Annotated in this window: 20 protein-coding genes and 1 pseudogene; 3 read left to right on the top strand and 18 right to left on the bottom strand. The window is 67.5% G+C overall.

Annotation, left to right across the window (positions count from 1 at the left end):
• Positions 1 to 201: 201 nt before the first annotated feature.
• The 5 genes and pseudogenes from nrdI to ACT3UN_RS14130 all read right to left on the bottom strand — a co-directional run.
• Positions 202 to 615, bottom strand: a pseudogene (gene nrdI, locus ACT3UN_RS14150) (class Ib ribonucleoside-diphosphate reductase assembly flavoprotein NrdI); the annotation flags it as partial.
• Positions 616 to 835: 220 nt separating this feature from the next.
• Positions 836 to 1,084, bottom strand: a complete 249-nt coding sequence (gene nrdH / locus ACT3UN_RS14145; protein ID WP_444657355.1) for a glutaredoxin-like protein NrdH — start codon at positions 1,082 to 1,084, stop codon at positions 836 to 838.
• A 291-nt stretch (positions 1,085 to 1,375) separates the two neighbouring features.
• A complete protein-coding gene (locus tag ACT3UN_RS14140) occupies positions 1,376 to 1,711 on the bottom strand; it encodes a hypothetical protein (RefSeq protein WP_444657354.1) in 336 nt (111 codons plus the stop codon).
• A gap of 10 nt (positions 1,712 to 1,721) precedes the next feature.
• The gene (locus ACT3UN_RS14135) at positions 1,722 to 3,743 is read right to left on the bottom strand and encodes a hypothetical protein (protein WP_444657353.1); all 2,022 of its coding nucleotides are present in this window, start codon (positions 3,741 to 3,743) and stop codon (positions 1,722 to 1,724) included.
• A gap of 210 nt (positions 3,744 to 3,953) precedes the next feature.
• The gene (locus ACT3UN_RS14130; protein WP_444657352.1) at positions 3,954 to 5,084 is read right to left on the bottom strand and encodes a hypothetical protein; all 1,131 of its coding nucleotides are present in this window, start codon (positions 5,082 to 5,084) and stop codon (positions 3,954 to 3,956) included.
• Positions 5,085 to 5,911: 827 nt separating this feature from the next.
• On the opposite strand from ACT3UN_RS14130, the gene ACT3UN_RS14125 reads away from it, so the two are divergent.
• Positions 5,912 to 6,418 (top strand): hypothetical protein, encoded by a 507-nt coding sequence (locus ACT3UN_RS14125; RefSeq protein WP_444657351.1) that lies wholly within the window; start codon positions 5,912 to 5,914, stop codon positions 6,416 to 6,418.
• Between the two features lie 146 nt (positions 6,419 to 6,564).
• On the opposite strand, the gene ACT3UN_RS14120 is transcribed toward ACT3UN_RS14125, so the two are convergent.
• Positions 6,565 to 6,768, bottom strand: coding sequence for a hypothetical protein (locus tag ACT3UN_RS14120; RefSeq protein WP_444657350.1), 204 nt, complete (start codon positions 6,766 to 6,768; stop codon positions 6,565 to 6,567).
• Between the two features lie 177 nt (positions 6,769 to 6,945).
• Here ACT3UN_RS14120 and ACT3UN_RS14115 point away from each other — a divergent pair, with 177 nt between their 5' ends.
• Positions 6,946 to 7,209 (top strand): hypothetical protein, encoded by a 264-nt coding sequence (locus ACT3UN_RS14115; protein ID WP_444657349.1) that lies wholly within the window; start codon positions 6,946 to 6,948, stop codon positions 7,207 to 7,209.
• A gap of 63 nt (positions 7,210 to 7,272) precedes the next feature.
• Here the strand turns inward: ACT3UN_RS14115 and ACT3UN_RS14110 are convergent, their stop codons facing one another.
• The 11 genes from ACT3UN_RS14110 to ACT3UN_RS14060 form a co-directional block, all read right to left on the bottom strand.
• Complete coding sequence (locus tag ACT3UN_RS14110; RefSeq protein ID WP_444657348.1) at positions 7,273 to 7,596, bottom strand: hypothetical protein; 324 nt, start codon at positions 7,594 to 7,596, stop codon at positions 7,273 to 7,275.
• 135 nt (positions 7,597 to 7,731) lie between these two features.
• The gene (locus ACT3UN_RS14105) at positions 7,732 to 8,613 is read right to left on the bottom strand and encodes a hypothetical protein (RefSeq protein WP_444657347.1); all 882 of its coding nucleotides are present in this window, start codon (positions 8,611 to 8,613) and stop codon (positions 7,732 to 7,734) included.
• A gap of 95 nt (positions 8,614 to 8,708) precedes the next feature.
• On the bottom strand, positions 8,709 to 10,478 hold the full coding sequence (locus ACT3UN_RS14100) for a hypothetical protein (protein WP_444657346.1): 1,770 nt from the start codon (positions 10,476 to 10,478) through the stop codon (positions 8,709 to 8,711).
• A 2-nt stretch (positions 10,479 to 10,480) separates the two neighbouring features.
• The gene (gene mycP, locus ACT3UN_RS14095; protein WP_444657345.1) at positions 10,481 to 11,869 is read right to left on the bottom strand and encodes a type VII secretion-associated serine protease mycosin; all 1,389 of its coding nucleotides are present in this window, start codon (positions 11,867 to 11,869) and stop codon (positions 10,481 to 10,483) included.
• A gap of 48 nt (positions 11,870 to 11,917) precedes the next feature.
• Positions 11,918 to 13,486, bottom strand: a complete 1,569-nt coding sequence (eccD, locus tag ACT3UN_RS14090; RefSeq protein ID WP_444657344.1) for a type VII secretion integral membrane protein EccD — start codon at positions 13,484 to 13,486, stop codon at positions 11,918 to 11,920.
• 141 nt (positions 13,487 to 13,627) lie between these two features.
• On the bottom strand, positions 13,628 to 14,074 hold the full coding sequence (locus ACT3UN_RS14085; protein WP_444657343.1) for a hypothetical protein: 447 nt from the start codon (positions 14,072 to 14,074) through the stop codon (positions 13,628 to 13,630).
• 146 nt (positions 14,075 to 14,220) lie between these two features.
• Positions 14,221 to 15,411, bottom strand: a complete 1,191-nt coding sequence (locus ACT3UN_RS14080; protein ID WP_444657342.1) for a hypothetical protein — start codon at positions 15,409 to 15,411, stop codon at positions 14,221 to 14,223.
• 157 nt (positions 15,412 to 15,568) lie between these two features.
• Positions 15,569 to 18,142 (bottom strand): hypothetical protein, encoded by a 2,574-nt coding sequence (locus ACT3UN_RS14075; protein ID WP_444657341.1) that lies wholly within the window; start codon positions 18,140 to 18,142, stop codon positions 15,569 to 15,571.
• 13 nt (positions 18,143 to 18,155) lie between these two features.
• The gene (locus ACT3UN_RS14070; RefSeq protein ID WP_444657340.1) at positions 18,156 to 20,747 is read right to left on the bottom strand and encodes an ATP-binding protein; all 2,592 of its coding nucleotides are present in this window, start codon (positions 20,745 to 20,747) and stop codon (positions 18,156 to 18,158) included.
• 38 nt (positions 20,748 to 20,785) lie between these two features.
• Positions 20,786 to 21,121 carry a hypothetical protein gene (locus ACT3UN_RS14065; RefSeq protein ID WP_444657339.1) on the bottom strand — a complete coding sequence of 112 codons (336 nt, stop codon included), beginning with the start codon at positions 21,119 to 21,121 and terminating at the stop codon, positions 20,786 to 20,788.
• Between the two features lie 9 nt (positions 21,122 to 21,130).
• Positions 21,131 to 21,472: a hypothetical protein gene (locus tag ACT3UN_RS14060; RefSeq protein WP_444657338.1), complete on the bottom strand. Its 342-nt coding sequence runs from the start codon at positions 21,470 to 21,472 to the stop codon at positions 21,131 to 21,133.
• Positions 21,473 to 21,922: 450 nt separating this feature from the next.
• On the opposite strand from ACT3UN_RS14060, the gene ACT3UN_RS14055 reads away from it, so the two are divergent.
• Positions 21,923 to 22,666, top strand: a complete 744-nt coding sequence (locus tag ACT3UN_RS14055) for a hypothetical protein (protein ID WP_444657337.1) — start codon at positions 21,923 to 21,925, stop codon at positions 22,664 to 22,666.
• Between the two features lie 95 nt (positions 22,667 to 22,761).
• Here the strand turns inward: ACT3UN_RS14055 and ACT3UN_RS14050 are convergent, their stop codons facing one another.
• Positions 22,762 to 23,748: a hypothetical protein gene (locus ACT3UN_RS14050; RefSeq protein WP_444657336.1), complete on the bottom strand. Its 987-nt coding sequence runs from the start codon at positions 23,746 to 23,748 to the stop codon at positions 22,762 to 22,764.
• Positions 23,749 to 23,786: the final 38 nt, after the last annotated feature.

Here is a 23,786-nt window from a genome sequence, read left to right as displayed (position 1 = left end):
TCCGTCAGCCGGGATCGTCTCGGCTGCGGGGCCCGCGGCGGGGAGCTCGGCCGGTACCGCAGTGGCCGGCGCGGTCTGTGCGGGGGAAAGTTCGGTGGTCATGGTCGTCCTCGTTGTCGGAATGGTCGGGGTTGTCGTGTCGGTGGGTCGGGCGGGGAGACCGCTGGTCTCAGCCGCGGCGCTCGCCTCGGCGGGGCGCGTGTCCCAGGTGCCGGCGGCGCGCTGCTGGTGCTCAAACTGCACCAGTCCTTCGCGCACGCGGGCCACGTCGTCGGTGGTGCCCATCAACTCGAAGCGGTACAGGTAGGGCACGGCGCACTTGGCGGAGATCACGTCGCCGGCGCGGCAGAAGTCGTCGCCGAAGTTGCGGTTTCCCGAGGCGACGACCCCACGCAGCCGCGCCCGGTTGTCCGGGTCGTTGAGGAAGGTCACCACCTGCTTGGGCACCGGGCGAGCGTTTCCGCCGCCGTAGGTCGGGGTGACGAGCACGAAAGGCTCGTCGACGTGCAGGCAGTCCTCGGTGCGCCGCAGCGGGATGCGCGCGGACGGAAGGTCCAGCTTGGCGACGAAGCGGTCGGTGGCCAGGGTGGAAGATGAGAAGTAGACGATGAGCATGGGCGGTGCCTCGTCCTTTCCTCCCCCGCAGCGGGGAGGTTCCTGCGCACGTAGTCGGTGACATTCCGGCGGCTGTGTGGCGGGTGCAGGCAGGAACCCGCTGGGGAGAATCAGGCGGTGGGGCGTTTTCCGTGTCCCCTTGTGGCAGCTGGGGCGGGAAACGGGAGGGACGCGGCGGAAGGCGTGTCCGCAGCGTCCCTGTCGGGTCAGTGGGTTGGGGTCAGGCTGCCGGCGACGCGCCTACGCCGGCAGTGGCCAGCGACTTGATGCGGTCGGGGCGGAAGCCCGACCAGTTGGCGTCCTCGGTGACGACGACCGGGGCCTGCAGGTGGCCCAGGGCGGTGACGTAGTCGCGGGCTTCGTCGTCGAGGCTGATGTCGACTAGCTCGTAGTCGAGACCGTTCTTGTCGAGGGCACGCTTGGTCGCGGTGCACTGGACGCAGGAAGGCTTGGTGTAGACGGTAATCATGGTGCGCGAGGCTCCTAGCTGGGGAATGTGTGGCGTACTCCGGGAAAGACAGTCGCGGGGAGACCCGATTGGGTGGTTATGCTCCCTGGGCTGTGTTGGTCCAGACTAGCCCCTCGGCGCCGACGCACCCCAGCAATACGGAAGCTGCGGGCCCACTTCGCACACTCGTTCGCAGGCCACGGCCAAGTACAGCGATAGGACCAGCCGATCACCCCAGGTTGCGGCCATGAGTGGAGCCCCCCCCCCCACCCAACGGGCGAGACGGGGGCTCCATGGGGGCAGCTCGTTCGGCTAGACGGCGTCCGCCTCAGGCGTCCCGCCCCTCTCATCGGATGCGACCTGAGACCAGTCCGGGTAGCGGCGCTGTCCGGCGCCGGACGGATCCGTCACGTCGTCAGCGTCCTGGGGATCCAACTCGCCGGCGTCGCGGGCTACCAGCGCCCAGTCCGACAGCGTCTGCAGCCAGCCCCTGCGGGCCTCGCGGTCCATCGGGGAGCTCGCAGACGCGGCGTCCAGGTCGTTGTCGTAACCGAACATGGCCAGCGCTCGGCTGATCGCCCCGTCGTCGGTGCCGGACAGGTATGTGTTGAACTCGGCAATGAACTCGTCACGCTCAAACTCGATCACGGTGGGTCTCCTAGTCGTTGCTGGTGGGGGCGTGGGTGGACAGCACGGTGTCCTCAACCATGTGCACGGTGACCGTGCCGTCGGAGGCAGTGTCGGTGCGTGCGACCCGGAACGTCTGCTCGGGCCCGACGATGGTGCGCTGCGGGGTGATCTGGGCGCCGGTGGAGGTGGTGTAGACCATCCGGACCGTGCGCCCACCCCTCGTACGCCGCGGCTTGCGGGCGTTGGACGCCACCGCCACGTACGCCGACGGGCTGTGCGAGCTGCCGGTGGCGTAGAGCTCGGAGACATCGGTGTCCTCAGGGACCGATGTGTAGGAGCTCATCGTCACCGGGGAGACCGGGCTGCCGGACTTGGCCTGCATCGCCCGCGAGATCGACGTTGCGCCCACCGACTCGCGCACGCGCAGGTAGTCCGACATCGCCGCGGTGTCGCAGGTGTCGGTGTCGTGGGCGTTGTTGATCTGCCCGGAGGTGGTCACCGCGAGGTCGGGGCCGCCGGCCACGGCGTAGGAGTTGGCCCGCGCCACGGCCAGGTCGACGTCCTGATTGCCTACCGGGGCCTTGGAGAACGTCGAGGTGTCCAGGCGTCCGGTGTTCTTGCGCGAGCGCACGGTCTTGTCGCCCTGGGCGGCCATGAACGCTGACAGTCCCGACTCGACCTGCTGGTCGTCGGCGGTGTAGTCAGCGTTGCCGGCCACCGGGGTGCGCAGCCGGGTCAGCCCGCCGACGTCGGCCCCGCTGGCTGCCCGGGTGATGCGGCGGTCGTTGCGCACGTCCAGGGTGTCGGCAACACCCTGGCGCTCGGCGAACATGCGCTGCGTCGCCGCACGCACGTCACCGGCGCGGCGCAGGTGCCGGTTGGCCACCGGGCTGGCCGGGCTCGTGGGGTCGAAGTCTCCGGGGCGGCGGTGCCCGGTGGCGGCCATCTGGGTGTGGGTGACCCCGGCGTGGCCGACGTTGGGCCCCTCGTCGAAGGTGAAGTTCTCGCCCTCGGTGATCTTGCGCCCGGCGAAGCGGTCGGAGGTGAAGGCGGTTCGGATCGCCGCCTCCTCCACGGCCAAGTCGGTGTGGGGATCCTTGGACAGCCGGTCGAACATGGCGTCCTGACCTGCTGGGGAGGAGAACCGGTCGTAGGCGACCTCATCGACGTAGGGGATCTTGGCGATCTCGTCGTGCACGAAGCCGTGAGGCGACGCCGGCAGACGGTGGGCGCCGTCGATGGAGTAGTACAGGGTGCCGTCCTCGTCACGCTTCAGCAGCACGTCCTCGGCGACCGGCAGACCCTTGGCCATCTGGGTATTGGACACCGTGTCGGCCAGTTGGCGGGCATTGCGGTACTCGTCGGACTCGTCGAGCAGCGAAGCGCGCGGGGACATGGTGATGTTGGCGGACTTGAACACCTCCGCACGCAGCTTGTTCTCCAGGCGCTCGTTGGGGCGGCCCAAGGCTGCGATCTCGTCGAGTTCCAGGCCGTTGTAGAACGCCGCCTGCTGGGCGGTGACCGGCCCGACCTTGTTGGGGTCGCCCAGCCCCAGGTCCACGGCTATCTGGCGCACGTCGAGTTCGCGCTCCAGGTCGGCGCGCTGGTCCTCAGGCACCAGTCCCTGCTCCAGGGCGGCGGCGTCCACGGCGTTGAGCGCCTTCATCGCGCTGGTGACGTTCATCGGGTCGGACTTCAGATCGCCCGTGCGATCGTGGTCCAGGTAGGCCGACTCGGCACGGATCTCCTGAACGACCATGTTGTGGGTGCCCGGGTACTTTCCGTTGACGCTGGCCCGGATCTGGCTCTCCATCTCCGGGCTGTGGTCGGCCACGCGGCTGGCCACCAGCGACAGCTGGTTGGGGCTGGTCTTCATCACCGCGGCGTAGGCGTCAGGCCCCAGCTGTGAGCCAATCGTGGTGGCGAACTCACGCTTGATGGCACGGTTCTTGGTTCGGCGGGCGTTGGCTGCCCGGGTCTCCTTGGCGATCTTTTCCGCGCTCCAGGTGTCCTGGCAGCGCCGGCCTCCCTCAGTGCAGGAACGGCACATCGTTGGTTCACATCCTTTACGACACTTCGTGTTCGTGTCAGTGTCAGCATTACGGCAGGTAGTCGATCATTTTTGCTGGGTCGTTCTGCTACATGAGTTTATTGGGGACGTGATACCAACTACCAGCGTCAGTAGGCCTAAAACCTAAGAAAACCGCCCCGTCACCGCGGTGGGCGGTGACGGGGCGGGCCAGCGCGGGCCGCGAGGTGCCTAGACGGCGGCGCCAGCGACGTCAGCAGCGTCGGCGCTCATGCTCGGCAGCGGGAAGCCCAGCACCATACGCAGGGCCGCGCTGGCGTAGCTCGGGGTGCCGTCGACCAGGGCGTCGGCAGCGGCGAGCAGCAGCCACCAGACGGTGGCGACCTGCACCTGGTCGGGCCTGCCTCCCGAGGACCAACGCCGCTTGACCATCGCGGCGTGGGCCTCGTCGGTCTCCAGGTCGGCGTCCATCGGCATGCCCCACAGCTTCGCCAGCTGGGTCAGCATTTCGGAAAGGTCGGTCAGGCCGTCCTGGTCCAGGGTCTCCAGGTCCTCCAGCAGGCGGCGGCCCTCGCTGGCCGCCGCCGCCGGGGTGATCGACGACAGCGTGGCACGGTCCACGACCTCGACGCCGGCAGGCAGCGGCAGGTTCTCATCGCGGCCGACGTCGAAGATCACCTTGGGCGAGATGTAGCCCTTGTCCGCCGCCAGCGCCATCACGCCCGCCGGGTCGGTCGCACCGACCCACGAGGTCAGGAACTCCTCGGGGATCTCGTCGAGCAGCGCGGCCAGCGGCACCGCACCAGCAGGCAGGGCACCCACCTCCGCGGCGGTGTCGGCGTCCGGGAAGCCGAACGCGTCGGATGTCGCGTACACCGAGCGACCGGAGTTGATCACCGCAAGGGCGAGGGGTGCGCCGGTGGAGCGGGTACCCAGCGCCTCGTCCAGGGTGGCCAACTGCTTGATCGCCCGACGAGTGTTGCGCCCGAAACCGTCGAGGGCTTTGTCCGACTTCGGCGAGACCGTCGGGTCCGGCTCGATGCTCAGCGCGGCCGGGGTCTCGCGGCGGTGCCTGCCCCAGGCGTCGCCTCCACCGGACCCGGTGCCGCCGGCGGCCATGAACCCGGCTCCGGCAGCACCGGCTGCGGGTGCCGGTGCCATCGGGGCGGCCCCGGCTGCGGGCGCCGCCGGGGCACCGGCAGCGCTGGTGGTGTGGGTACCGACTTGCGAGGCGTCGGTTCCTGCGCCACCAGCGGAGGTCAGCGAGGTGTTGACGTCCGCGCTCACACCGGATTCGCCGCTGAGGTTGATGTCGTAGTCCATCGAGGCGGTGTGGGCGTTGGACGTTGGGGGGGGCCCCACCGGAGTTGGGCTGCGCCGCCGGCGCGGGTTCCTGCTCAGGCTCGGGTTCAGGCTCGGTCTCCGCGGCGGGCGCCGCCTCGCTCGCGGCATCCTCCTGCGCTGCCGGAGAGTCGTCGCGTCTCTGTTCGCTGTTCTCACCGGTGTCGGAGCCGCTGTCGTCGGAGCTGGGGTCACCGGCTTCGGAGTCGTTGGAGGACCCGGCCAATTCCTCGGCGACCTCGGCCTCGCGCTCCTCATCTTCCTTTTCGTCGCTGCCCGAGCTGTCGTCATCGTCGAACTTCGGATCGACCGTATCCGCTGAGCCAGACGAGGAGGAGCCACCGGAGCCGCCCGCCCCGCCGGAACCACCGGAGGCCGGCAGACCACTGCGCGACGAACCGGAGTCGCCAGAGGAATCCGACGGCCCGGAGTCCGCCAGGGCACCTGCCCCGCCGCTGGACCCGGACTGCTCGCCGGCGAAGACACCACCGTCGTCGTAGGCACCCAGGGCCCCGGCGGCCCCGGCGGTCACCGTGGCGGCCGCCTGCTGCAGGTGGCCGAACGCCTGCTCACCAACGGCCAGGCCGGTCTGCGCGAGCTGCGCGACCGCCGGGGCGTTGTTGATCAGCGTGTTGATCAGCGACCCTGGCGTTCCGTCGAACGTCGCCCCGGTGCCCATGTAGGTCCCGGCCTGCCCGCCAGCACCGAATGCCCCGGCGCCGTAGTCGAGCTGCCCGCCCATATTCTCCATGCCGGACATCATCGGCGACCCACCGGCGGCGTAGTTGCCGTAGAAGGAGCTGTCGGCGAACTGCGCCGGGTTGTTCGGCGCAGCTCCCCACCCGGACATGTTGCCCATCGACGACAGGGTGGGCGGCATCATCGAGGGAGCCCCGTCCATCGCCGTGCCGCTGGCGATGTTCTGGTTGATCTGCGCGTTGGCCGCGGCGAATCCACCACCGACCATCTGGGCGGCGGCGGTGAGCTGGGTGCGCAGCTGGGTCTTCATCGCCTCGAAGCCGGCGACACCGGCGGCCGAGCCGGTGGCCGCCGACCCCATCTGGGCGGCGGTGGCTGCCTCCAACTTGGCCTGGAAGTCCAAGCCCAGAGCGTTGAGCATGTTCTTCGTGTTGAAGATGTTCTGGGCCTGCATCGCCGCGCCGCCCGCCTTGTTCTCGGCCGCCTCGGCCATCGCGCCGAACTGGGCGGCCGAACTCCGCATCTTCTCGCCGAACGCGTCAGCGCCGGACCCGCTGGCGAACTGCAGGGCCTGCTCGGCGCTGCGCTGGAACTCCGGCACCTTGCTCGCCTTGTCGGCAGACTTCTGCAGCCAGCTCTGCGCGAGGCCGGAGTAGGCGTCCTCGTTCTGGTTGGTCTTCGGCCAGAAAGGGGTGATGATGGCGCTGGCCTCGCCGGTCAGGTTGATCTCTACGGTCACGGGGGTCTCCTCGTCAAAGCGGTGGTACGGGCGTACCGGTCATCGGTGGGGGGGGGGGTGGTTCTACGGCGTCTCGCCGGGGATGTAGGCGTCCGGATGCACCGCCGTGGGGATCATGGCCTTCATGGCCTGCATCGTGTAGCGGGACAGATCTTCACCTGATCTCGGCCGGTAGTTGTCGGAGTAGGAAACGAGCGGCACCCCACCGAGCGGGAATACCTCGATGTCGGCGACGTCGTCTTCGGTGGATTCGGAGGGCGTGGTCATGGATTACATGTTAGACGTAGGGACGTACCACTTCATACAGCTACGGGCGCACTTTCCCCAGGTTATGCCCTACAGCGGCACTCCACATCAGGACGACTCCTTCAGAAGTGTCTTCGCCCAGCAGCGGGACCTTGGGACTACTACTCACAACGGACTATCGGCGACTAGGCTGGGTTCATGGACCGAACCTTGGATCGTCTGCCCGCCACCACCGACTACGACGGCACCGCCCTCACCGCTGCGGTGTCCGACCGCCCCTCCGGCGCTGCCGCTGAGATCACCGTCACCGCCGGGGACGTCGCCGGCTGCCTCGTGCGCGTGGAGCCTTCCGGCGAGCTCCCCCAGTCCCCGTTCGCTGACACCGACGGCGTCGAGCCCGACAACGCCGAGGAACTCGCGCGCTTCACTGCCGACTGGATCGACGGGCTAACCCGCCCGTAGTCCCGCCGAACACGAAACCCCCGACCGTCTCACATGGGGCGGTCGGGGGTTTCGTGTTCGGCGCTAGAGAACCGGGTTCACCGCGCCCAGCGAGGCCACGCCGGCCATGTCGGCCGCGGCGTTCTCGGCGGAGTGCGTGGCGACCACGGCGTTGCGCTTCTGCATCTCGACCAGACCCACGCCGAACTTCGCGTTGAAGTCGTTGGTGTTGGTCTTGTTGCTCAGCGTCGCCAGCATTGAGGCACCCTCGCTGCCCGGCGGGAGGATCGCGTTGGCCACAGCGGTGGTCGCCATGGTCACACCCCCCATCGTCGCCTGGATGGCGCTCGTAGCGGCGGTCGTTCCGGCGACCGCCGCGTAACTCTGGATTCCGACAATACCTGCCATGTCCCTTGCTCCTGATTCTTCGTGGTAGCGGCGCGCCTGCCCGCATCCCTCTGACAGACACGTTATACGTGTTCCTATGCTAGCGGGACGGAGGTATCAGCGGCAATACCACGCGCGGCAGGCACCACCGCCACACTAGACCAGTTCAGTCGGCAGCTTGTTCGCCTTCGACCCACCCGGGGTGAACATCACGGCCCGTGTCATGTCCAGCTCGCCCTCGCGCCAGCGGTTCCAGGTACGCAGCAGCATGCCGAGCTGCCAGTAGGCCCCGCGCGACTTCCCGCTGCCCTCACGGTCCCGACGCAGCGCCTCGCGCATCGTGATCAGCGTGTCGAAGTCACTGCGCCCGCTGCGCAGCGCGTCGAAGAACACGTCGGAGTCCTCCGCGTCGATGCGCAGCGTGACCACCCTGACCAGATCAGACGCCTTCGGGTAGAGCACGCGGGGCAGCACCACCGAGCACGCGGCCACCAGGTCGATCTCTTCGGCATGCTCGGTGTAGTAGCTCAGCACCTCCTGCTCGCTGCGGATTCCGGAGACCAGGACGTTGCTTGTGCGCACGTCGGTGTCCCACTGCGTCAGCGCGCTGGACAGGGCCGCCGCGCGTGATGCGTTGGACACGCCACGGTGCTTCAGGGTGTCGCCCAGGGTGCGCTTGGTCCCCTTGTCCGTTGCGGTGAAGGCCACCGGGTCGAGCCCGGAGACGATGATCGTGCGAAACGGGACGTCGGCGGCGATGCAGGCGTGTAGCCGGTGCTGTCCGTCGATGATGTGCCCGGTGGTGTCGATCGACAGGGTCGCGCCTGTCTCGATGAACCTTCCTTCACGCATGTCCTGGGCCAGGCGCTTGACCGCAGGGGGGCGCACGTTGCGGTTGCGGTCGATGTTGAGCCCCAGCAGCTTCTTGGCCGCCGCTGGGGTGATGGTGGAGGCGTAGTCGTCGAACTTCCAGGCGGCGACGTCGATACTGTCGAGCAGCGCCGCGGTGTCCGCGTCGGTGGTGGTCGGGGTACTCATGTCGGTGGTGGCTCCTCGTGTGTTGGGGGTGACGGGGTGCGCTGCGGAGAGCGTCGTGGTTCGTGAGGGTTGCGGTGGGGCGGACCCGAAAAGGATCAGCGGGCCCGCGCTGGCTGGCGAACCAGGTACCCCTGCTCCGACTGGGTGACCACCCACGGCACCCGCAGCTGGGTGCGCCCGCTGGTGACCACCAGGTCATCGCCACTGCGGATCAGTGAGGCCGCCGGGTCGAACCGGGGAGCCGCGGCGGAGACGATGATCACCGTCTGGTCGTCGGGGACGGCGTGTTCGCCACCGGGGGACACCACCACGACGTCAGCGTTTTCATTGCCGTTGTAGGTCACCAGCGGGGTGGCCAGTCCGTCGACGAATCGCTGCCACCGGTCGTCGACGTCCACTGCGCTCGGGGTAACACGCACATCGACGGTCAGCGCCTGACCGGACATGCGCAACAGGAACTGTTGGGCCAGCTCGTCGGGACCGGCGATGTGCAGCACCGAACCGGTACCGCGAGTGACCTGCATGAACACCTTTCCCACGCTGCCGGTGCCGATGTAGACGCCCAGCCCGCCGGCGTAGGCCTGCGGCGCCGGAGCCCCAAGCGGGTCGCGCGTGATGGTCAGCTCCTCGCACGCCGCGGCTGGGATGAGGTGGCTGGCGGCCTGCACCTGCTGGCCTTTGAGCACCGACAGCCCTAGGGCCTTGGGCAGCCGCGGGGCGGCGTCGTGATGGGTAGCGTAGGTCAGGAAGTAGGACTGCTCGATCTCGCCGGTGTGGCGGTTGCGCTCCAGGCGCACATCCTCGAAGATCCGGTCCACCTCCACCGCCGTCCACGAAGCCTGGTGCTCCGGATTGTCGGTGGGAACCACCGACACCACTCCCCCGGCCTTGTTGCCGCCCAGCCAGCGCCACCGCTGCTCCTCGGCGGGCTCGCCCAGCCAGTTCAGTGAGTCCAGGCTCAGGGCATGGCACTGCGACGGCGACATCACTGACACCGACAGACCCATCCCCTCGGCGTGGACCCGGATGCGGGCGACCGAGCTCAGCACCGCGCGGTGGGTGCCCACCGCGAAGTCGCCGTCGGTGGCGCGTGCCAGGATCGCCGGGTGTGCATCGTCCAGGCGCAGTGTGGCCTTCAAGAACGTCCGCCCCGCCTGATGGGTCGGCACCGTGCCGGCCAGCGAGGCGGCGATACGCCCGGCCGGGGTGGGCAGCACGGTGCGCATGCCGTAGGTCACCGCCTCCAAGCGCTGCAGAACCAGGTCCCCGTGGGTCATCAGCGGCGCCAGGCGCTCCATGGTGATCACCGGGTGGTCAGTTTCCGGGGCTTCGGTGGAGGCGATGTTCGATCCTGAGGTGCTGACCGTGGACAGGTGGAACGGGTCGGCGGCGGTGACCTCCATCCACACAGATGCCTCGTCGCTGCCGGTGCCGTGCACTCCGGTCGGTGCAGTGGGGTCCCCGCCGCCGGAGGCGACCGACAGGGCCACCGCCGCGCCGTCGGAGGATGCGGTCACCGACGGTGACAGGGCGGTGCTCATCCTGCGACGGCGACGGATCCACTCCGGGATCGTGGCCTGCTCCACCGTCAGCAGGGCGACCAGGCCGATGAGAAGTCCCACCGCGCCGGCAGCGGCCATGGACACCCCCAGCGGCGGGAGCGCGAGCACAGCGGTGACCACCGAGGCGCTGAAGGCGAGCAGGTAGCCGCCGGACGGGCGAAGCCCGATGCGACGGCGGCGACGTGCCTTCGGCGCGGCTGCCCGGGCCCGGCGGGCTGCAACGCGGTCTCGGCGGGCGGCGCGCCGGCGCGTGCGCGGCCTACCGGTATCGTCGGACTCCTTGCGGTGACGCTTGCGTGCCATGGCTACTTTCCTCCGTTGCTGGTAGTTGACGCGGTGGGCTCGCTGCGCAGGTTCTGTCGCCAGGCGCGCAGCCCGACAGCGGACACGGCGACGATCACTGCGATCAGGATCCCGCCAAACGTCACCGCCGCCGGGTTGACGATGCTCTGCGGGTCTCGCGGCTGGCGGCTGGTGTTGGACAGGATGTCCTGGGCGGCGGTCGTGTCGGTGTCCACCGACGCCGTCAGGGTGGTCAGTGGGTCAACCAGACCGTGGCCCAGCACGTTGTTGGCGCCGTCGGCGACCGGGTGGGTGGTATTGATGATCCGGTTGCGGACCTGGGTGGCGTCCAGGGAGGGGTAGCGCTGGCGGACCAGCGCGGCCAGCCCGGAGACGTAGGCGGCGGCGAAGCTGGTACCGGAGATCGGGACCGTCTCGCCCTGCCCGGTGACCTCGCCGTTAATCAGTCCGCCGACGTCGCCGGCAGTCGGGTCCAGCGAGACCATCGACAGCGCCGGGGCGGCGACGTCGACCCACGGCCCCGGCAGCGACTGCTGGTACGGCGCACCGTCGAGGTCGGTACCGCCGACGCTGAGTACGAAGTCGTCGATGTAGCTGGGCAGCGAAATGGTCTGCGCAGCCTCCCAGCCGCGCTCGTCCGACGGCTTGGCCGGATCGGGGCCGGGGTTGGGCTGGCAGGTGTCGTCGATGTTGCCGGCCGAGGCGACGACCACGGCGTCCTTCTCCACGGCGGCGTAGTGCAGCGCACCTTTCAACGACGACAGGTCCACACCGGAGCCGGCGTCCACACAGGCGGTGACGGACATGTTGATCACCGTGGCTCCCTCGTCGGCGGCACGGCGGATCGCCGACGCCAGGGTGACCAGGGTCGACGCCCCGGAGTCCTGCGCGTTGCGGGGGGTGTAGGCCCCGGAGGTCTGGCGGATCGAGATGATCTCGGCGGACGGGGCGACCCCGACGAAGCTGTCATCGCGGGCCGGTCCGGCAGCGATGATGCCGGCGATCAACGTGCCGTGGTGGTCGCAGTCCTCCAGGCCGTCCTGGCCGAGCACGTAATCCCCTGCGCCGCGCAGGTTGGACAGTCGCACGTTGGGGGTCACCCCGGAGTCGATCACCGCCACGCTCTGCCCAGCGCCGTTGGCGTAGCGGTGCAGGTTGTCGACGCCGAAGACGTTGTTGACCGGGATGGAGTCAAACTGCGAGTCGGGGATCACCGCACTGGTGGCGCACTGGGTGGACTGGCGCATCTCGCTCGGCGGCTTGGGCTCGCCGGCCGGTGGCGGGGTGTCGGTCTGCGGATTGAACGTGGATGGCTCCAGGGCGGACGCCGGGGAGATGGTCACCGGGGCCAGCGACACTGCGCAGGCGGTCACCACGGCTGTTGCCAGCACTCGGGTTGATGCGCGGTGGGTTCGGGTCGTTGTCACTATGTCACTCCCCTATCGTGCGCGGACCGAAAAGAAGACGTTCAGCATGGTCAGCGCGTCGGTGAGCACCAGGACCAGCAGCACCGTCTCCAGGATCTGCAGCAGCTTCACCCGCTTCTCCGAGGTCGGCACATCGCTGGCCCGGAACAGCGCCAGCGCACTGAGCAGCATCAGCGCCAAGGCGACGATCACCATGCCGGCGACACGTACCACTGATCCGTCGCGACCCAGCAGAACCGCCCCGGCGATGTAGCCCATCCCGATCATCGAGCCCGACAGGATGCCTGTCGCGCACAAGCCGCGGTCGACGTTCCAGGTTCCCTGCAGGATGAACAGGGCGGCGATCACGGCGAACGTCAGGATGCCGACCCAGCGTCCGTCGATCTCCGGAATCACCAGCCGCAGGGTGTCGTCGGTGATCGTAGCCCCGGCGACGACCGCGCAGATCGTGGCGACGGCCCCCGCGCCGATCATGATGCCCATCGAGGCCCAGCGCGCCGCGACGTTGCGGTCCTCGCTGTGGATCAGTGCGCCCCAGGACTCCGAGGTGCTGATGTCCTGTGACATCGCCGCCAGGTCGTGGGTCTGGCGCATGCTGATGTCGTCGGCCGGGGTCGGCAGCACCGGCATGTCCAGGCGGGCGAAACGGCGGGCCAGGGTGACGTTGGACAGGAAGAACAGGAACGCGACCGTGGCGATGGCCGCTGCCGCGCCGGAGGTGGACACCTCGCGCCACAGTCCGTAGATCAGGACGATCGAGGTTCCGACGACCGTGGACATCGCGGCAGTAAACACGGCGACGTGGGCCCACACTTTCGGGGCCTGCAGGGCGATCATGCCGGCCGAGGAGGCGGCGACCACCACCGTGGCCGCGGCGATGTTCCAGATGCCCCAGCCTTGCGAGGGCACGGCTGCGGCGGCGGCCGCAGCTAGCAGCGCGTGCATGGTCAGGCCCAACGCCGGGGTCTCCGGGGCGGTCTTGCGGTACTGGGCGGTGGTGACCGCAGCGACCGAGATGACCAGCGCTGCGGTGGCGAAGGCGGCGGCGATGATCCACTGGATCACGCCGGGGTGTCGAATCGCTGCACCAGCACCGAGGAGCGCGAGCAGGGCGACGCCTGGCGGAAACGCTGCGGCGGCAAACGCGTGCGACGCAGCGGAGCTCCACGAGCTGAAGGTCTTCGTGCGTACCACCGCCGCGGCATCCGCAAGGTTCTCGTAGAGCCGCGGGTAGCGCTCGTTGGCCCGGCGGGTGGTCAGGATGATCGTCTTGCCGTTGCGTACCCCGACGTCAGCGAGGGTCTTGGTCTGGTCCCACTTGTCGCCGGTGTCCGGTGCGAGCTCCAGGGCGGAGTCCGGGTCGGTCAGCCAGTCAGTATTGACCCGCCGCTTGGTCAGCTCGGCGGTAACGTCCGCGGCAATCTCGATCGCCTTGTTGGCCAGTGATCCAGCCACGGTCGTGGACACATCCACCGCGTGGGTGCGGCGGGACCCAGGGTCGTCGGTGGGGCTGGTGTCGGTGGTTATCACCGTGACGCGCAACGTATCTGTGGTTGCTGTCGGTGCGGCAGCGCGTGCCATGCGGGGCTCCTCGGTGGGTCGGTCAGCAAACGAAAAACGTGGGGTCAGGGGCTACCACCCAGATAGGTTACTAGCACCTTTACCCCACGATAGTGTATCCGTAGGTCTCCCCAGCCGGGAGACGTAAAGCGACGCGGCGGGCTACTTACGCTTGTTGCCCGGGGTGTCGAGACCGATCCCCGCGAGGGTGGCCGCCGGCACCAGGCCGGTCTTGGCGTCGGTCACCTCGTCACGCCGGGTGGAGTAGATGTCGCGCGCGGCGTTGGCCGCGTCACGGGCCAGGCTCACGACCTCTTCACCCTCAGACCGCGCCTTGTCGACCTTCTTGTCCTCCTCCTCGCGCACAGCCTTCAGGCGCGCCTGCTTCTCGGCGTTGGCCTTGCTCACGGCGTCCTGCTTCTCCGCGTGGGCGTCGGCCAGCTCCTGGTCAGCCTTGTCCAGGTCCGCCTTCTTCTTGGTCAGCTCCTCAATAGCCGCGTTCAGCCGGTTCTGCAGTTCCTTCGGCGTCGACGGGGCGGCGCTCGGGGCGCTCGGGGCGGACGTTGCGTTCTCGGGGCGCTCGATGGTTTCGGTGGTGGCGTCGCTCACGGCGATCTCACTTTCTGTGGGTGGGGTGTGTCCCGCGGCCGTCTCCGGCGTGTGGTCGGGGTGGGCTGTCTGTCGTCGTTCTTTCGATGTACACATTTAGGGTGTTCCACCAGTACGTTACCGCACTGGTTGGTGGCATGTCCCCCCTACCGATGTGCTCCCAGGAACTTCGGTTCACCGCGCAACGGGAGCACGCGCATGAGGGCCGCGGAGACTTCCTCGAACCGTCGTTGAGTGTCCTCCTCACACTTTTCCAGCTCCAGGGGGCCGGACTCATAGACGTGCGAGTCGTTGTCGATGCGGAAGATCCGCCCCTCGCCCTCGCCGGCGTGGATCAGTGACCCCAGCCGGCCGCGGGCGGCCTCCAGGTCGGGAAGCACCGCCCCACCGCTGCGATTGTTAAGCAGGATGATCGTGCGCTCCAGCAGGTCCGGGTGCGACCGGCTGATCTGTTCCAGCATGTGGTTCGCCGAGTTCAGGGACGTGGCGTTGGTCTCCACGACGAAGACCATGGCATCCAGCCATCCCAGGGCCTCTTCGGCGACCGGCACCTCGCGAGAACCAGGAAAGTCGAGCAGGATCAACTTCTGGTAGTCGTACAGGGTGGTCAGCGCATCGTGCAGCCGGTCGGCACTCAGCGGATCCCCGCCGGTGTAACTTACGCCGGGCAGCACGTTGAACCCCTGCTTGTTCGTGACCATGAACGAGTCGACCGTGGTCTGCGCGTTGACCTCATGGCGGCGGATAGCGTCGACGAAAGTATCCACGCTCTCCCGATTCAACTGCGCGGTCACCGGCCGCATCCGGGTTGCCAGGATCGACGAGGCGTCGATGTCGATGGCGCAAACGCCCTTTCCAGCACGACTCTTCGACAGGGTCGTTCCGATCAGCTGAGTGTTGCTCGACTTTCCGGTCGAGCCATTGGGGCTGACCACACCGATGACCTTGGTCGGGTGGACGACAGCGTTCATGTCCCGCAGCCAGCCGTCGCGCTCCAGTTCGGCTTCAGTGCGCGAGATGTTCAGGAACGGCAGCACGCGGTTCAGCCAACCGAGCCACCCGTCCTCGGCGAGATCCTTGGCCCCGCCGGCAACAGCCACGTCGCCAGCGAAGCGGACTGCCGCCGACGACTTCTCCACTGGCGTACCGGCCGGCTGAGACTCCACCTGCGGCCACGGGGCGGGTTCCGGCTGATTGGCAGATTCGGCGACGCGGTGCGGGGCGTCCTGCACCACCGACTGCGCCGCGGGGGCTGTCTTCGGCGCGCGGGGCTGGGGTGATGATGCCGCGGCCTGCGTGCGCCGACTTGCCTCCGCGAGCTTCTCTTCGAGGTTCATGCTGTCTCTCCTGACTCGGTCTTTGGACTACGCAATCATAGTCATCTTCGACTAGTAACCATTGTTGTATAGTGACACGTCCCCTGTCACCTCCGATCAGAGCGAAACCGGCAGAAAATCCGCTAACGGCGCCCGGTGGCGGCCCGTCGGGCTAACGCTAGGTGATGGAGCCGTCCAGGTTCACCTGGTGGCTGGGCCGCATGGTCGGCGTGCCGTCCTCCATGAACAGGTCCAGCTCCATCTGCGCGTCGTCGGGGTCCAGCGGAACAACTGCCGACTCTCCAGCCGCCAGCTGCTCGAACTGGTCGATTTGGACCTTCGCGTCCGTGTGGGCACCCGACAGAAAATCGCGCAGGCTCGCCGTGCGCTGGATCACGACGTTCTCCACCTCAGGCTGTCCGTTGGCGAACGGAGTCTGCGGCGCGGGGCCGGCGCTCGGGTCGGGGCCGAACAGACCACCGCTCGGGCCCGACTGTGCCGTGGGGGCGCTGGTGGGCGGGCCGATGTCATCGAGGCTGTCGACCTCCGACCCCACGTCCAGCCGCGGGGAATAGGCAACCCCCGTACTGGCGTGCGGCTGTGGGGCGTAGGCCCCGAAGCCGGGGTGGTCGGAACCGGCCACCGGTGCCGTCGGCTCGCTGAACCGCGCTGGCGGCACCGGGGTGATCGTCGAGCCGTGCATACCGGCGCCGGTGATGTCCGGGGTCGAATGGGTGGTGGGAACACCCGTCTGCGCAGCAGGCTGGAACGGCGAGGGTTCGCCGAAGTCGACGCCTGCACTGTATTCGTCACCGGCGGCTCGACTGCTGTCGTCACCGGCGTCTCGGTTACTGTCGTCACCGGCGTCTCGGTTACTGTCGCTGGCGGGCGCATCCGCCCCGGTCCCCTGCTCGGCAGGCGTGCCGTCGAGGCTGAGTTCCAGGGTTCGCGGCGTGTCGGGGGTGTAGCCCTCGTCCAGTTCGCCGCCGTCGCCGGCCAGGGCGTCGCCATAGAGGTTGTTCGGTGCCTCCACCGGCATCTGCGGCATTCGACGGTGAGCCTCGCTGCCAGGGTGCGCCGGTGACCCGCCGAGCTCACCCTGGTGGTTAGGGAACAGTAGGATGCGCTGGCCGTCGCTACCGTAGACCTCGTTGACCCGGCCGCCCTCGCCCACCGGGGCCATCGGCTCGCCGTCAGCGTCGAAGGTCGTGGGGACCACCTGTCCTGTCGCGCCGGTCTCCCAGCCGGTGACCGGCTCCCCGTCGGCGTCGAACACCTCACGGTCCGAGTCGTATCCGGTAACCTCCTCACCGTCGGAGTCGACGAACAGCGGGGCCACAGCATCACTGCCGTAGGCCTGCTCGGCGCCGGCCAGGGTGTAGTCCTGATCGCGGGCAGCGGTCTCGCTGGGACCCGGGGCCCCAGCGTCGGGGTAGCTGGACGCAAACGGGCTCTCCAGAGCGTCATCCTGATCGGCGTAGTCCTGCGACCGGGCCGGGTCGTCCGTCGAACGCTGGCGCATCATCTTCTCCATTACTCCGGTGCCTCCCAGGCCCCACGCTGCGGCGGTGCCGAGCTTTCCAGTGGTGGCGGCCTCGGGGATCTTGGTCGCATCCTCCAGGCCCATGGCCTGGAGCGTCGAGGTGCCTTCCGTTGCGTAGTGCTGATGCATCTTCCGGTTCGCCCCGATCCGTAGGAAGCGGGCGACCTTTCCGGTGCGGCTGGCCAATTTCCACATGACGAAGATCAGCAGCCCGTAGCCCAGCGGCATCAGTACCACCGACGCCAGCAGCCGCGCCGAGCCAGGCTGGTCGCCCTGCATGCTCCCCGCAGCGGCAGTGATCAGGCCCGGCCCTGCGAGACTGACCACCAGGATCATGAACAACATCACCAGGTGTGCGCCGACGAAGCCGGCCGTACGGGCCAGGAAGTCGAAGTTGTGGCGTCGGGCGATGGCGATGCAGGCGGCGTACAGCACGAAACCTGATCCGACCATCGCACTGACGAAGTGGTACAACACCAGCGCCAGTGCGAAGACCTGGAACACGAGCACCACCAGAGCGACGATGATCCCGAGCCCTGCGGTGAACCCCTGCATCGCGGTGGGGTCCTTGATGACGTCCTCGTCAACGCAGGTGAGGTTTCCCCCGCTGGACACCGCTGAGGTCCACTGGGAGTTGCATGCGTCGTTGAGCACGCCACCGAAGTTGATCATCTGGGTCATCGGTCGCAGGAACGTGTCCATCAGAACGCTACCGCCGGTGCCCGACCACCCTGCGAACAACTCACGGATCGCCGAGGACGTGAAGTTGACTACCCCACCGACGATGATGAACGGATTGCTGGCCAGGAAGACAACGATCGTGGCAGCACCGATGCCGATCAGCGCTCGCTTGCCGTCCGTGGCCAGGGTCTCGCGCGCCGACGAGGTCTTCTTCATCCCGATCATGGCCACGGTGATCGTGGCGGCGAGCATCGCCAGGGCGGGGACCGGGATGATGTCGAACACCGGCGACACCGCCGAGGTGAACGCGTCCTCCAGCCCACCGAACACGGTGGACGGGTTGGCCAGAAGGTCGGCCACCCATGCGGCGATGCCGGTGATGAACACGATGGGGGCGTAGAGGAAGTCGGCGATGATGCCGAAGATATTGCCGGAGATGTTGGTGAGCCCTGGGGTGAACACCAGCTGGTAGTCCGCCAGGTCGACACCCTGAGAGTCCTGCAGGCCCAGCCCGCTGAGAAGTGACATGGGTCAGGTCCCCCTACGCCACCGACGCCGCAGCGTCGGGGCTCTCGGTTCCGTAGCGGATGTAGCGGCTGGCCGTGGTGTCGGCGACAACGCGGCGATCGGTGCGGAACTGGTCGAAGACCTTCATCTTCGACTTCGCTGAGCCGTCGTTGAAGTAGCACTCGCCGGCGCGGCCCGTCACCGGGCGGTTCTCGCGGTTGCGCCGCAACGGGGAGGTGTTGGACACCAGGTCCTTCACCAGCCCCGGCGAGGGCAGGAAGTCGGCCCAGTCCAGCGCCTCGGAGGCGTTGGGGTGGTTGTCCTGGCCCATGCAGAACTTGCGACGGATCAGCCGGTAGGCCGGCTTGTTCAGCTCCTCTCCGAGCTGGGATCCGACCAGGACGAAGGTGCCGTGCTTACGGCCGGTGCGGTCGGGCTCCTTGATCATCTGGGTCAGCACGTCGAGACCGTCGAGGAAGTGGGCCTCGTCGAGCACGAATGCCTTGGTCCCGGAGATGTTGTCGAAGCGGTGCTTGGTCAGCAGCGCCACGGCGGTGTTAGCCATCAGCCCGAAGCGCTCGGACAGGGTCGTGCGCTCCTCCGCCTTGCCCGGGGTGGGCAGCGTAAGTCCCTTGGTGTAGAACACGATCGTGTTGGCGGTGAACTTCGCCGGCGGAAGCACGCTCACCCGGCCGTTGATCTCCGGGTCGATGAACGCATCGGCGATGCGGTTGTCGAGCAGTCGCTGGATCGAGGCGATCGCGTCGGCGATGAGCGAACTGCGTGCCGACGGGCTCACGATGCCCTCCAGCAACTGCCGGGTGGTCGCGTAGCCGCGCGACTCCACCCACCTGTAGTCGAACTTCGACGCCAGCAGTGCGCCCGCCTCGGTGTCTGGGCTGACACCGAGCAGCGGGAGGAACAGCGCGGCGAGGATCTCACACGCAGGGCGGGTGTCCATGATCTTCAGCGGGTCGACGGACACCGTGGGGTTGACCAGGTCGATCACCTGAGCGTCGGGCAGCGTCGAGGCGTACGTGGCCCACTCACCCTGCCCGTCGAGGACGACGGTGGTCATGCGCAGGTCCGCCAGCCACGCGACGATGATCTTCATCAGGTGTGACTTTCCGCGGCCCTGTGCGCCGGTGATCGCGATCGAGCCGTTGCCCTCCTCGGTGGGATTGAGCACGTCGAGGTGCACGTCGTTGCCCAGCATGTCGTCGATGTTCTGGCCCAGCGGGATTCCTTTCGCGTCACCGACGCGGTGGAACCGCATGGGGGCGTACTCGCCCATCAGCGCAGACGTCGTGGTACCGGCGAGGTCGGACACCAGACTGGTCGACGTGACGCACGGCCACGTCATGTCCCACATCTCCTCCACCAGGCCGGTCGGGCAGTAGGTGCGGTAGCCCGCGTGCTCCAGGCTCGCCTTGATCTGTGGGGCGGTCTTGGTCAGCACGTCCAGTCGCGGGGAGCCGAAAGCAAAGAACGTCGTCACCTTGAACTTGGCGCTGGCGCCGTCACGGCGCAGTTCGTCGGAGAACTCCCGGACGCCGTTGTACATGTCGGCGTAGCGGTCCTCGTCCAGCCCGCTGTTCGCGTTGGCCTTACGCTCGGCGCCGAGGTTCTTCAGCGTCTCGTCCAGCGACTTCGGCTCGCTGTAGTCCGCAGGCCGGATGCGGTGAACGAAGTCGCCGTCGAGACCGGTGGCCTGGTCGACCATCGAGGTGAAGCCGCGGGCATTGCGGTCCTGGGTGTCGCCGTAGCGGGCGATGGCGAACACGGACTGATAACTGATCGGCCCGTCCGGGAGCTTCTCGGTGCGCTCGTTGGGGTTGCGCACCTCCACGAAGTTCCCGCTGCGCAGGGAGCGGAAGTACTCGGTGAGCGACTTGCGCGCCCCCGGAGCGTCGTCGTTGCCGTAGCGCGTGGCGAAGTCGGAGATCAGAGCCTCGCCGTCCGGGTTTCCCCCGACAGCGATGTCGGGAAACGCCGCGGTCGAGGCGGTGACCGGAACGCGGCGTCTCGACTGGTACGCGGGAGCCTCGGGCACCCGGATACCACGAAGTCGGCAACGGTCGTACAGCCAATCGAAGTCCTCGGGCTGCGCCAGGCGCATACCGAAACTGTCCGGGAACTTGGCCCGGATGATGTCGTCGGCGTGCTCCAGGTCGTTCTTCGTCACGTCGCCGAACGGGTCCGTCTCCCAGATAGCCGACGACAGCCGACCGACGGCGGACATGCTCACGCCGAGTCGCACGCTGACCCAGTACAGGCGCCGGTAGCGCGGGTAGCGGTTGGACTTCACCGCCGCTGTGTAGGCCGACATCGTCTTGACCATGCTGGGGTAGTTCTCGTTGGACAGGTCCGGGATCCCGGCGTACACCGGTGCCAGTCGTTCCTCGGCGGAAACGCGGGTGAGGTAACCGCCCAGGAGAACCTCGGGGAGCCCGAGACCCATCAAATGGTCATAGAGCGCGGCGTGCTCCCGAGACGCCGAGTCCAGCGATCCGGGGGTGAAGAAGTCGATCGGGATGCCCTCGCAGATGTAGTTCGCCCACACCGACCCGTCGGCCATGAAGGCGAAGTTGCGGGTGCGCTTCTTCATCTTTGCGCGGTAGTCCATGATTCTCCTCGGGGGTTGTGTGTCACCTGGTCGGTGACCTAGTCCGACTGCACCCGGTTGCCGGGGAGTTCGGGGTGGGACTTGCGGTGCGCCAGCGCGCGAATGAGTCCGCGGGTGTTGACGAGTTCACTGCAGTACCCGTGGGGGTCGGTCTTGTTGAGGGGGCGCACCAGTAGGCGAAACCACAGGAGGAAGGCCACGCCGGCGTACCCCGCCACCACGGGGAAGGAGAACAACTGCCCCACCCCGAACGCGATGAAGACGAGCGGGAACGCCGACAGGAAGGTGACCCAGCTCAGGCGGTACTTGAACAGGTAGGTCTCGAACGCGATGTCGTCGACCCAGTTGAAAACGCGACCTCCGCGACGTGGCATGTCCCCCTCCTAGAAGAAGTCGCCGAGGATGGAGTTGCCCAGCCCGAAGAGTGTGGGAATGTACTGACCCAGGAGCATTACTCCGACGCCAGCAGCAATCCACATGACCGACTCCATGAGTTCCTGCTTGGCGGAGGTTCCCTTGCCTCCGACAAGTCCGCGGATGATCATCTTTACCCCGGCGAACGCGGCCACCGCCTGGATGATGATGCTGATAATCGCGTCAAGGGTCGAGGAACCGGACGACTGACCACCGGTCTGACTGATCTGGGCCTCGATGAACGACGAGGCGGTCTGGGCGTGGGCGAGGACGAGGTCCGGGCTCATCGTCGAGGTGAGTTCTGCGAGCATGTCTGCCCCTTTACGTGAGTTGCGAGAAACCTATGCTTATGCCGGACACGTTAATGGGGTGCGTGTGCCAGTAGCAAGCGTCTGTGCGCCGCACGGGCGAATTGGGCAACAGATCGACGTACGACCACTCCCGCCCAGTTGTATGTGCCAGTGCTTGTACAGACGCACCCCGGATAGCGCATCCCGCACCCGCAGGATCAGCAGCCGTGGATTGACACGTTCAGTGCATAAACGCGCGTGCGCATGGGGCACAAAAGCCCAATCTCTTCCACAGGGCTACCGATACTGGATTCTGTGTGCCACAGCGTGCTACATCTAGCGTGACGAACGATGTGCCAGACCCCGTGCCGGGGTTCGTACCACACGGTGAACGAGACTCTGAGCCACCCCGGACGCATCGGAAGCGAAAAGACCCCGAGTCACCACCAGCCCGCCCCGAAGGGACATGACATGAAGCTGTACCTGTACACCGGAGACGACTCCCCCGCTTCCATCCGCTGCATCCGCATGTATCTGGAGCTCGTCGCCCGCATGTCCGCCCCTGAATCCAGGTACCTGCCCGAGGACGCAACAGTGTGGGCCACCGTGCACGACCGCAGCCTGGGGTTGTGGGTGCTGGGCGAGACGAGCACCCACGTACGAGTGCACTCCACCGTGGACGCCGGGGCCTGCCTGATCAACCGCGCCCGGGTGAGTTTCGGGCGAACCACCCGCGACGCCGCCCGCGAGGATGCCCTGCACTACCGCATGACCAACGTTCCGATGGCCACCCTGAAGGACCCCCGTTCCACCATCCTGATCGACCACGGTCAGCCCGACAAGCGAGTGGGCTTCCGTGCCGGAAGCGAGTCCGTCCCCGCGATCAACGGCACCGTGACGTACGACCCGTTCACCGTGATCGACCTGCCGAACTACACGGCACCCAAGAACGCCACGACCAAGCTACACACCGTGTCGGACGCCGTTCTCAACGGCTCCGAGCTCATGGTCCAGGGGTTGTCGGCCGAGCGTGCCGCCTTCGTCAAAGACAACCTCGACGCCTACCTGATCGACCCGCGCGTCGATCTGACCCAGAAGGCCGAGACCTCGATGCAGAAGGCGGCGGCCAAACAGTGCCGCGACATCATCCGCCGGGTCGGAACCTCCGTGCCGGCGGAGCTATACGAACCCCAGGATCTAGTGCAAACCGCCTGACCCTACCGGAGGCGAACACAAGGCCCCGCCCACCGTTACGCGATTCTGGTGGGCGGGGCCTTGTGCTGTGGGCGAACCGCTACGGTCGCAAGCGGCTACTCCCCCTGCGTGGTCGAGGGGGCCGACTCCCCGGTGTTGTTGGTGTCCACTCCGCCGACCTGGATCACCTCGTCGATCGCGGACACCGACCACTGTCCGTTGGACTGCATCTGCACCGTCAACGGCAATTGCACGATCGACCACGTCGCATTCGACGTCACCGCCCGGATCGTCGCCAGCACGTGCAGGGTGTCTCCCTCCGACGCGGCGTCCGGGGTCACCGAGGCGCTGTCGGCGTAGAAGTGCATGTCGGTCAATTCGGCCTGCTGCCACAGCGAGGACGACACCGGCGAGTCGGAGAAGTCGGAGGTCACCGTCGACGCCAGCGAACCCGAGGCGTTGGCCGGGGTCATGTATGCATCCGCGAAGTTCGACACCGACGATCCCAGCGGGGAGTCCACCTTGGCCGTGTTCTCGTACGCCGTCTTCAGCGTGTGGGGCACCCGGGTGGTGTTCGCCGGCGCCGGCGTCGCCGCTGCCTTGAACGTGTCGTGGTAGCCGGTGACCGTGAGTCGGTAGGTCAGCCACTCCACCCCACGCCCACCGGGAGCGACCACCTGGGCGCGCACCTCCACCGGGAACAGGTAGACCCCGTCCTGTCCCTGCACCGGCTCGGTCTCACCGTCGTTGACGACGTAGGTGCGGATCTTGTTGACCGTGTATCCGTTGTCCGGCAGTCCGGTGTCTACGTAGTCCGCGGTCATCGACGCCAACGTGTCCTCGTTGTCGGCGGTGCCGGCCAGCCACAGCGTCGTGTAGTCCTCGGCGAAGTCATTCACCCGCTCGTAGAGAGTGATGTACTGACCGGTGAACGGTTCAGGTGGAGGCTTCGTCGCGCCACCGATGTACAGCGCAAGAACGCCGAGCAGAGCGAGCACGCCACTGATGTGGGCAGCCAGCATCACGCGATCCTTCACCTTCGGCTTCATCGGAGTGCGCATCAGTGCGCCGATTGACAAGGAGTTGGACTTCTTTTTGCCCATAGCGGTTCCAGGTCCTTTCCTCGAACGTGTTGGCCCTA

The sequence above is a fragment of the Corynebacterium sp. AOP12-C2-36 genome, from assembly GCF_052379185.1.
GTDB lineage: Bacteria > Actinomycetota > Actinomycetes > Mycobacteriales > Mycobacteriaceae > Corynebacterium.
This window is presented reverse-complemented; position numbering and strand designations above follow the sequence as displayed.

Bases quoted from the DNA above. Each gene is read 5' to 3' on its own strand.
- ACT3UN_RS14065 (WP_444657339.1), bottom strand. From the start codon at position 21,121: ATGCCACGTCGCGGAGGTCGCGTTTTCAACTGGGTCGACGACATCGCG.
- ACT3UN_RS14070 (WP_444657340.1), bottom strand. From the start codon at position 20,747: ATGGACTACCGCGCAAAGATGAAGAAGCGCACCCGCAACTTCGCCTTC.
- ACT3UN_RS14135 (WP_444657353.1), bottom strand. From the start codon at position 3,743: ATGTGCCGTTCCTGCACTGAGGGAGGCCGGCGCTGCCAGGACACCTGG.
- ACT3UN_RS14110 (WP_444657348.1), bottom strand. From the start codon at position 7,596: ATGGCAGGTATTGTCGGAATCCAGAGTTACGCGGCGGTCGCCGGAACG.
- ACT3UN_RS14115 (WP_444657349.1), top strand. From the start codon at position 6,946: ATGGACCGAACCTTGGATCGTCTGCCCGCCACCACCGACTACGACGGC.
- ACT3UN_RS14055 (WP_444657337.1), top strand. From the start codon at position 21,923: ATGAAGCTGTACCTGTACACCGGAGACGACTCCCCCGCTTCCATCCGC.
- eccD (WP_444657344.1), bottom strand. From the start codon at position 13,486: ATGGCACGCGCTGCCGCACCGACAGCAACCACAGATACGTTGCGCGTC.
- nrdH (WP_444657355.1), bottom strand. From the start codon at position 1,084: ATGATTACCGTCTACACCAAGCCTTCCTGCGTCCAGTGCACCGCGACC.
- ACT3UN_RS14050 (WP_444657336.1), bottom strand. From the start codon at position 23,748: ATGGGCAAAAAGAAGTCCAACTCCTTGTCAATCGGCGCACTGATGCGC.
- ACT3UN_RS14120 (WP_444657350.1), bottom strand. From the start codon at position 6,768: ATGACCACGCCCTCCGAATCCACCGAAGACGACGTCGCCGACATCGAG.
- ACT3UN_RS14125 (WP_444657351.1), top strand. From the start codon at position 5,912: ATGTTGCCCATCGACGACAGGGTGGGCGGCATCATCGAGGGAGCCCCG.
- ACT3UN_RS14100 (WP_444657346.1), bottom strand. From the start codon at position 10,478: ATGGCACGCAAGCGTCACCGCAAGGAGTCCGACGATACCGGTAGGCCG.
- ACT3UN_RS14060 (WP_444657338.1), bottom strand. From the start codon at position 21,472: ATGCTCGCAGAACTCACCTCGACGATGAGCCCGGACCTCGTCCTCGCC.
- ACT3UN_RS14105 (WP_444657347.1), bottom strand. From the start codon at position 8,613: ATGAGTACCCCGACCACCACCGACGCGGACACCGCGGCGCTGCTCGAC.
- ACT3UN_RS14080 (WP_444657342.1), bottom strand. From the start codon at position 15,411: ATGAACCTCGAAGAGAAGCTCGCGGAGGCAAGTCGGCGCACGCAGGCC.
- ACT3UN_RS14075 (WP_444657341.1), bottom strand. From the start codon at position 18,142: ATGTCACTTCTCAGCGGGCTGGGCCTGCAGGACTCTCAGGGTGTCGAC.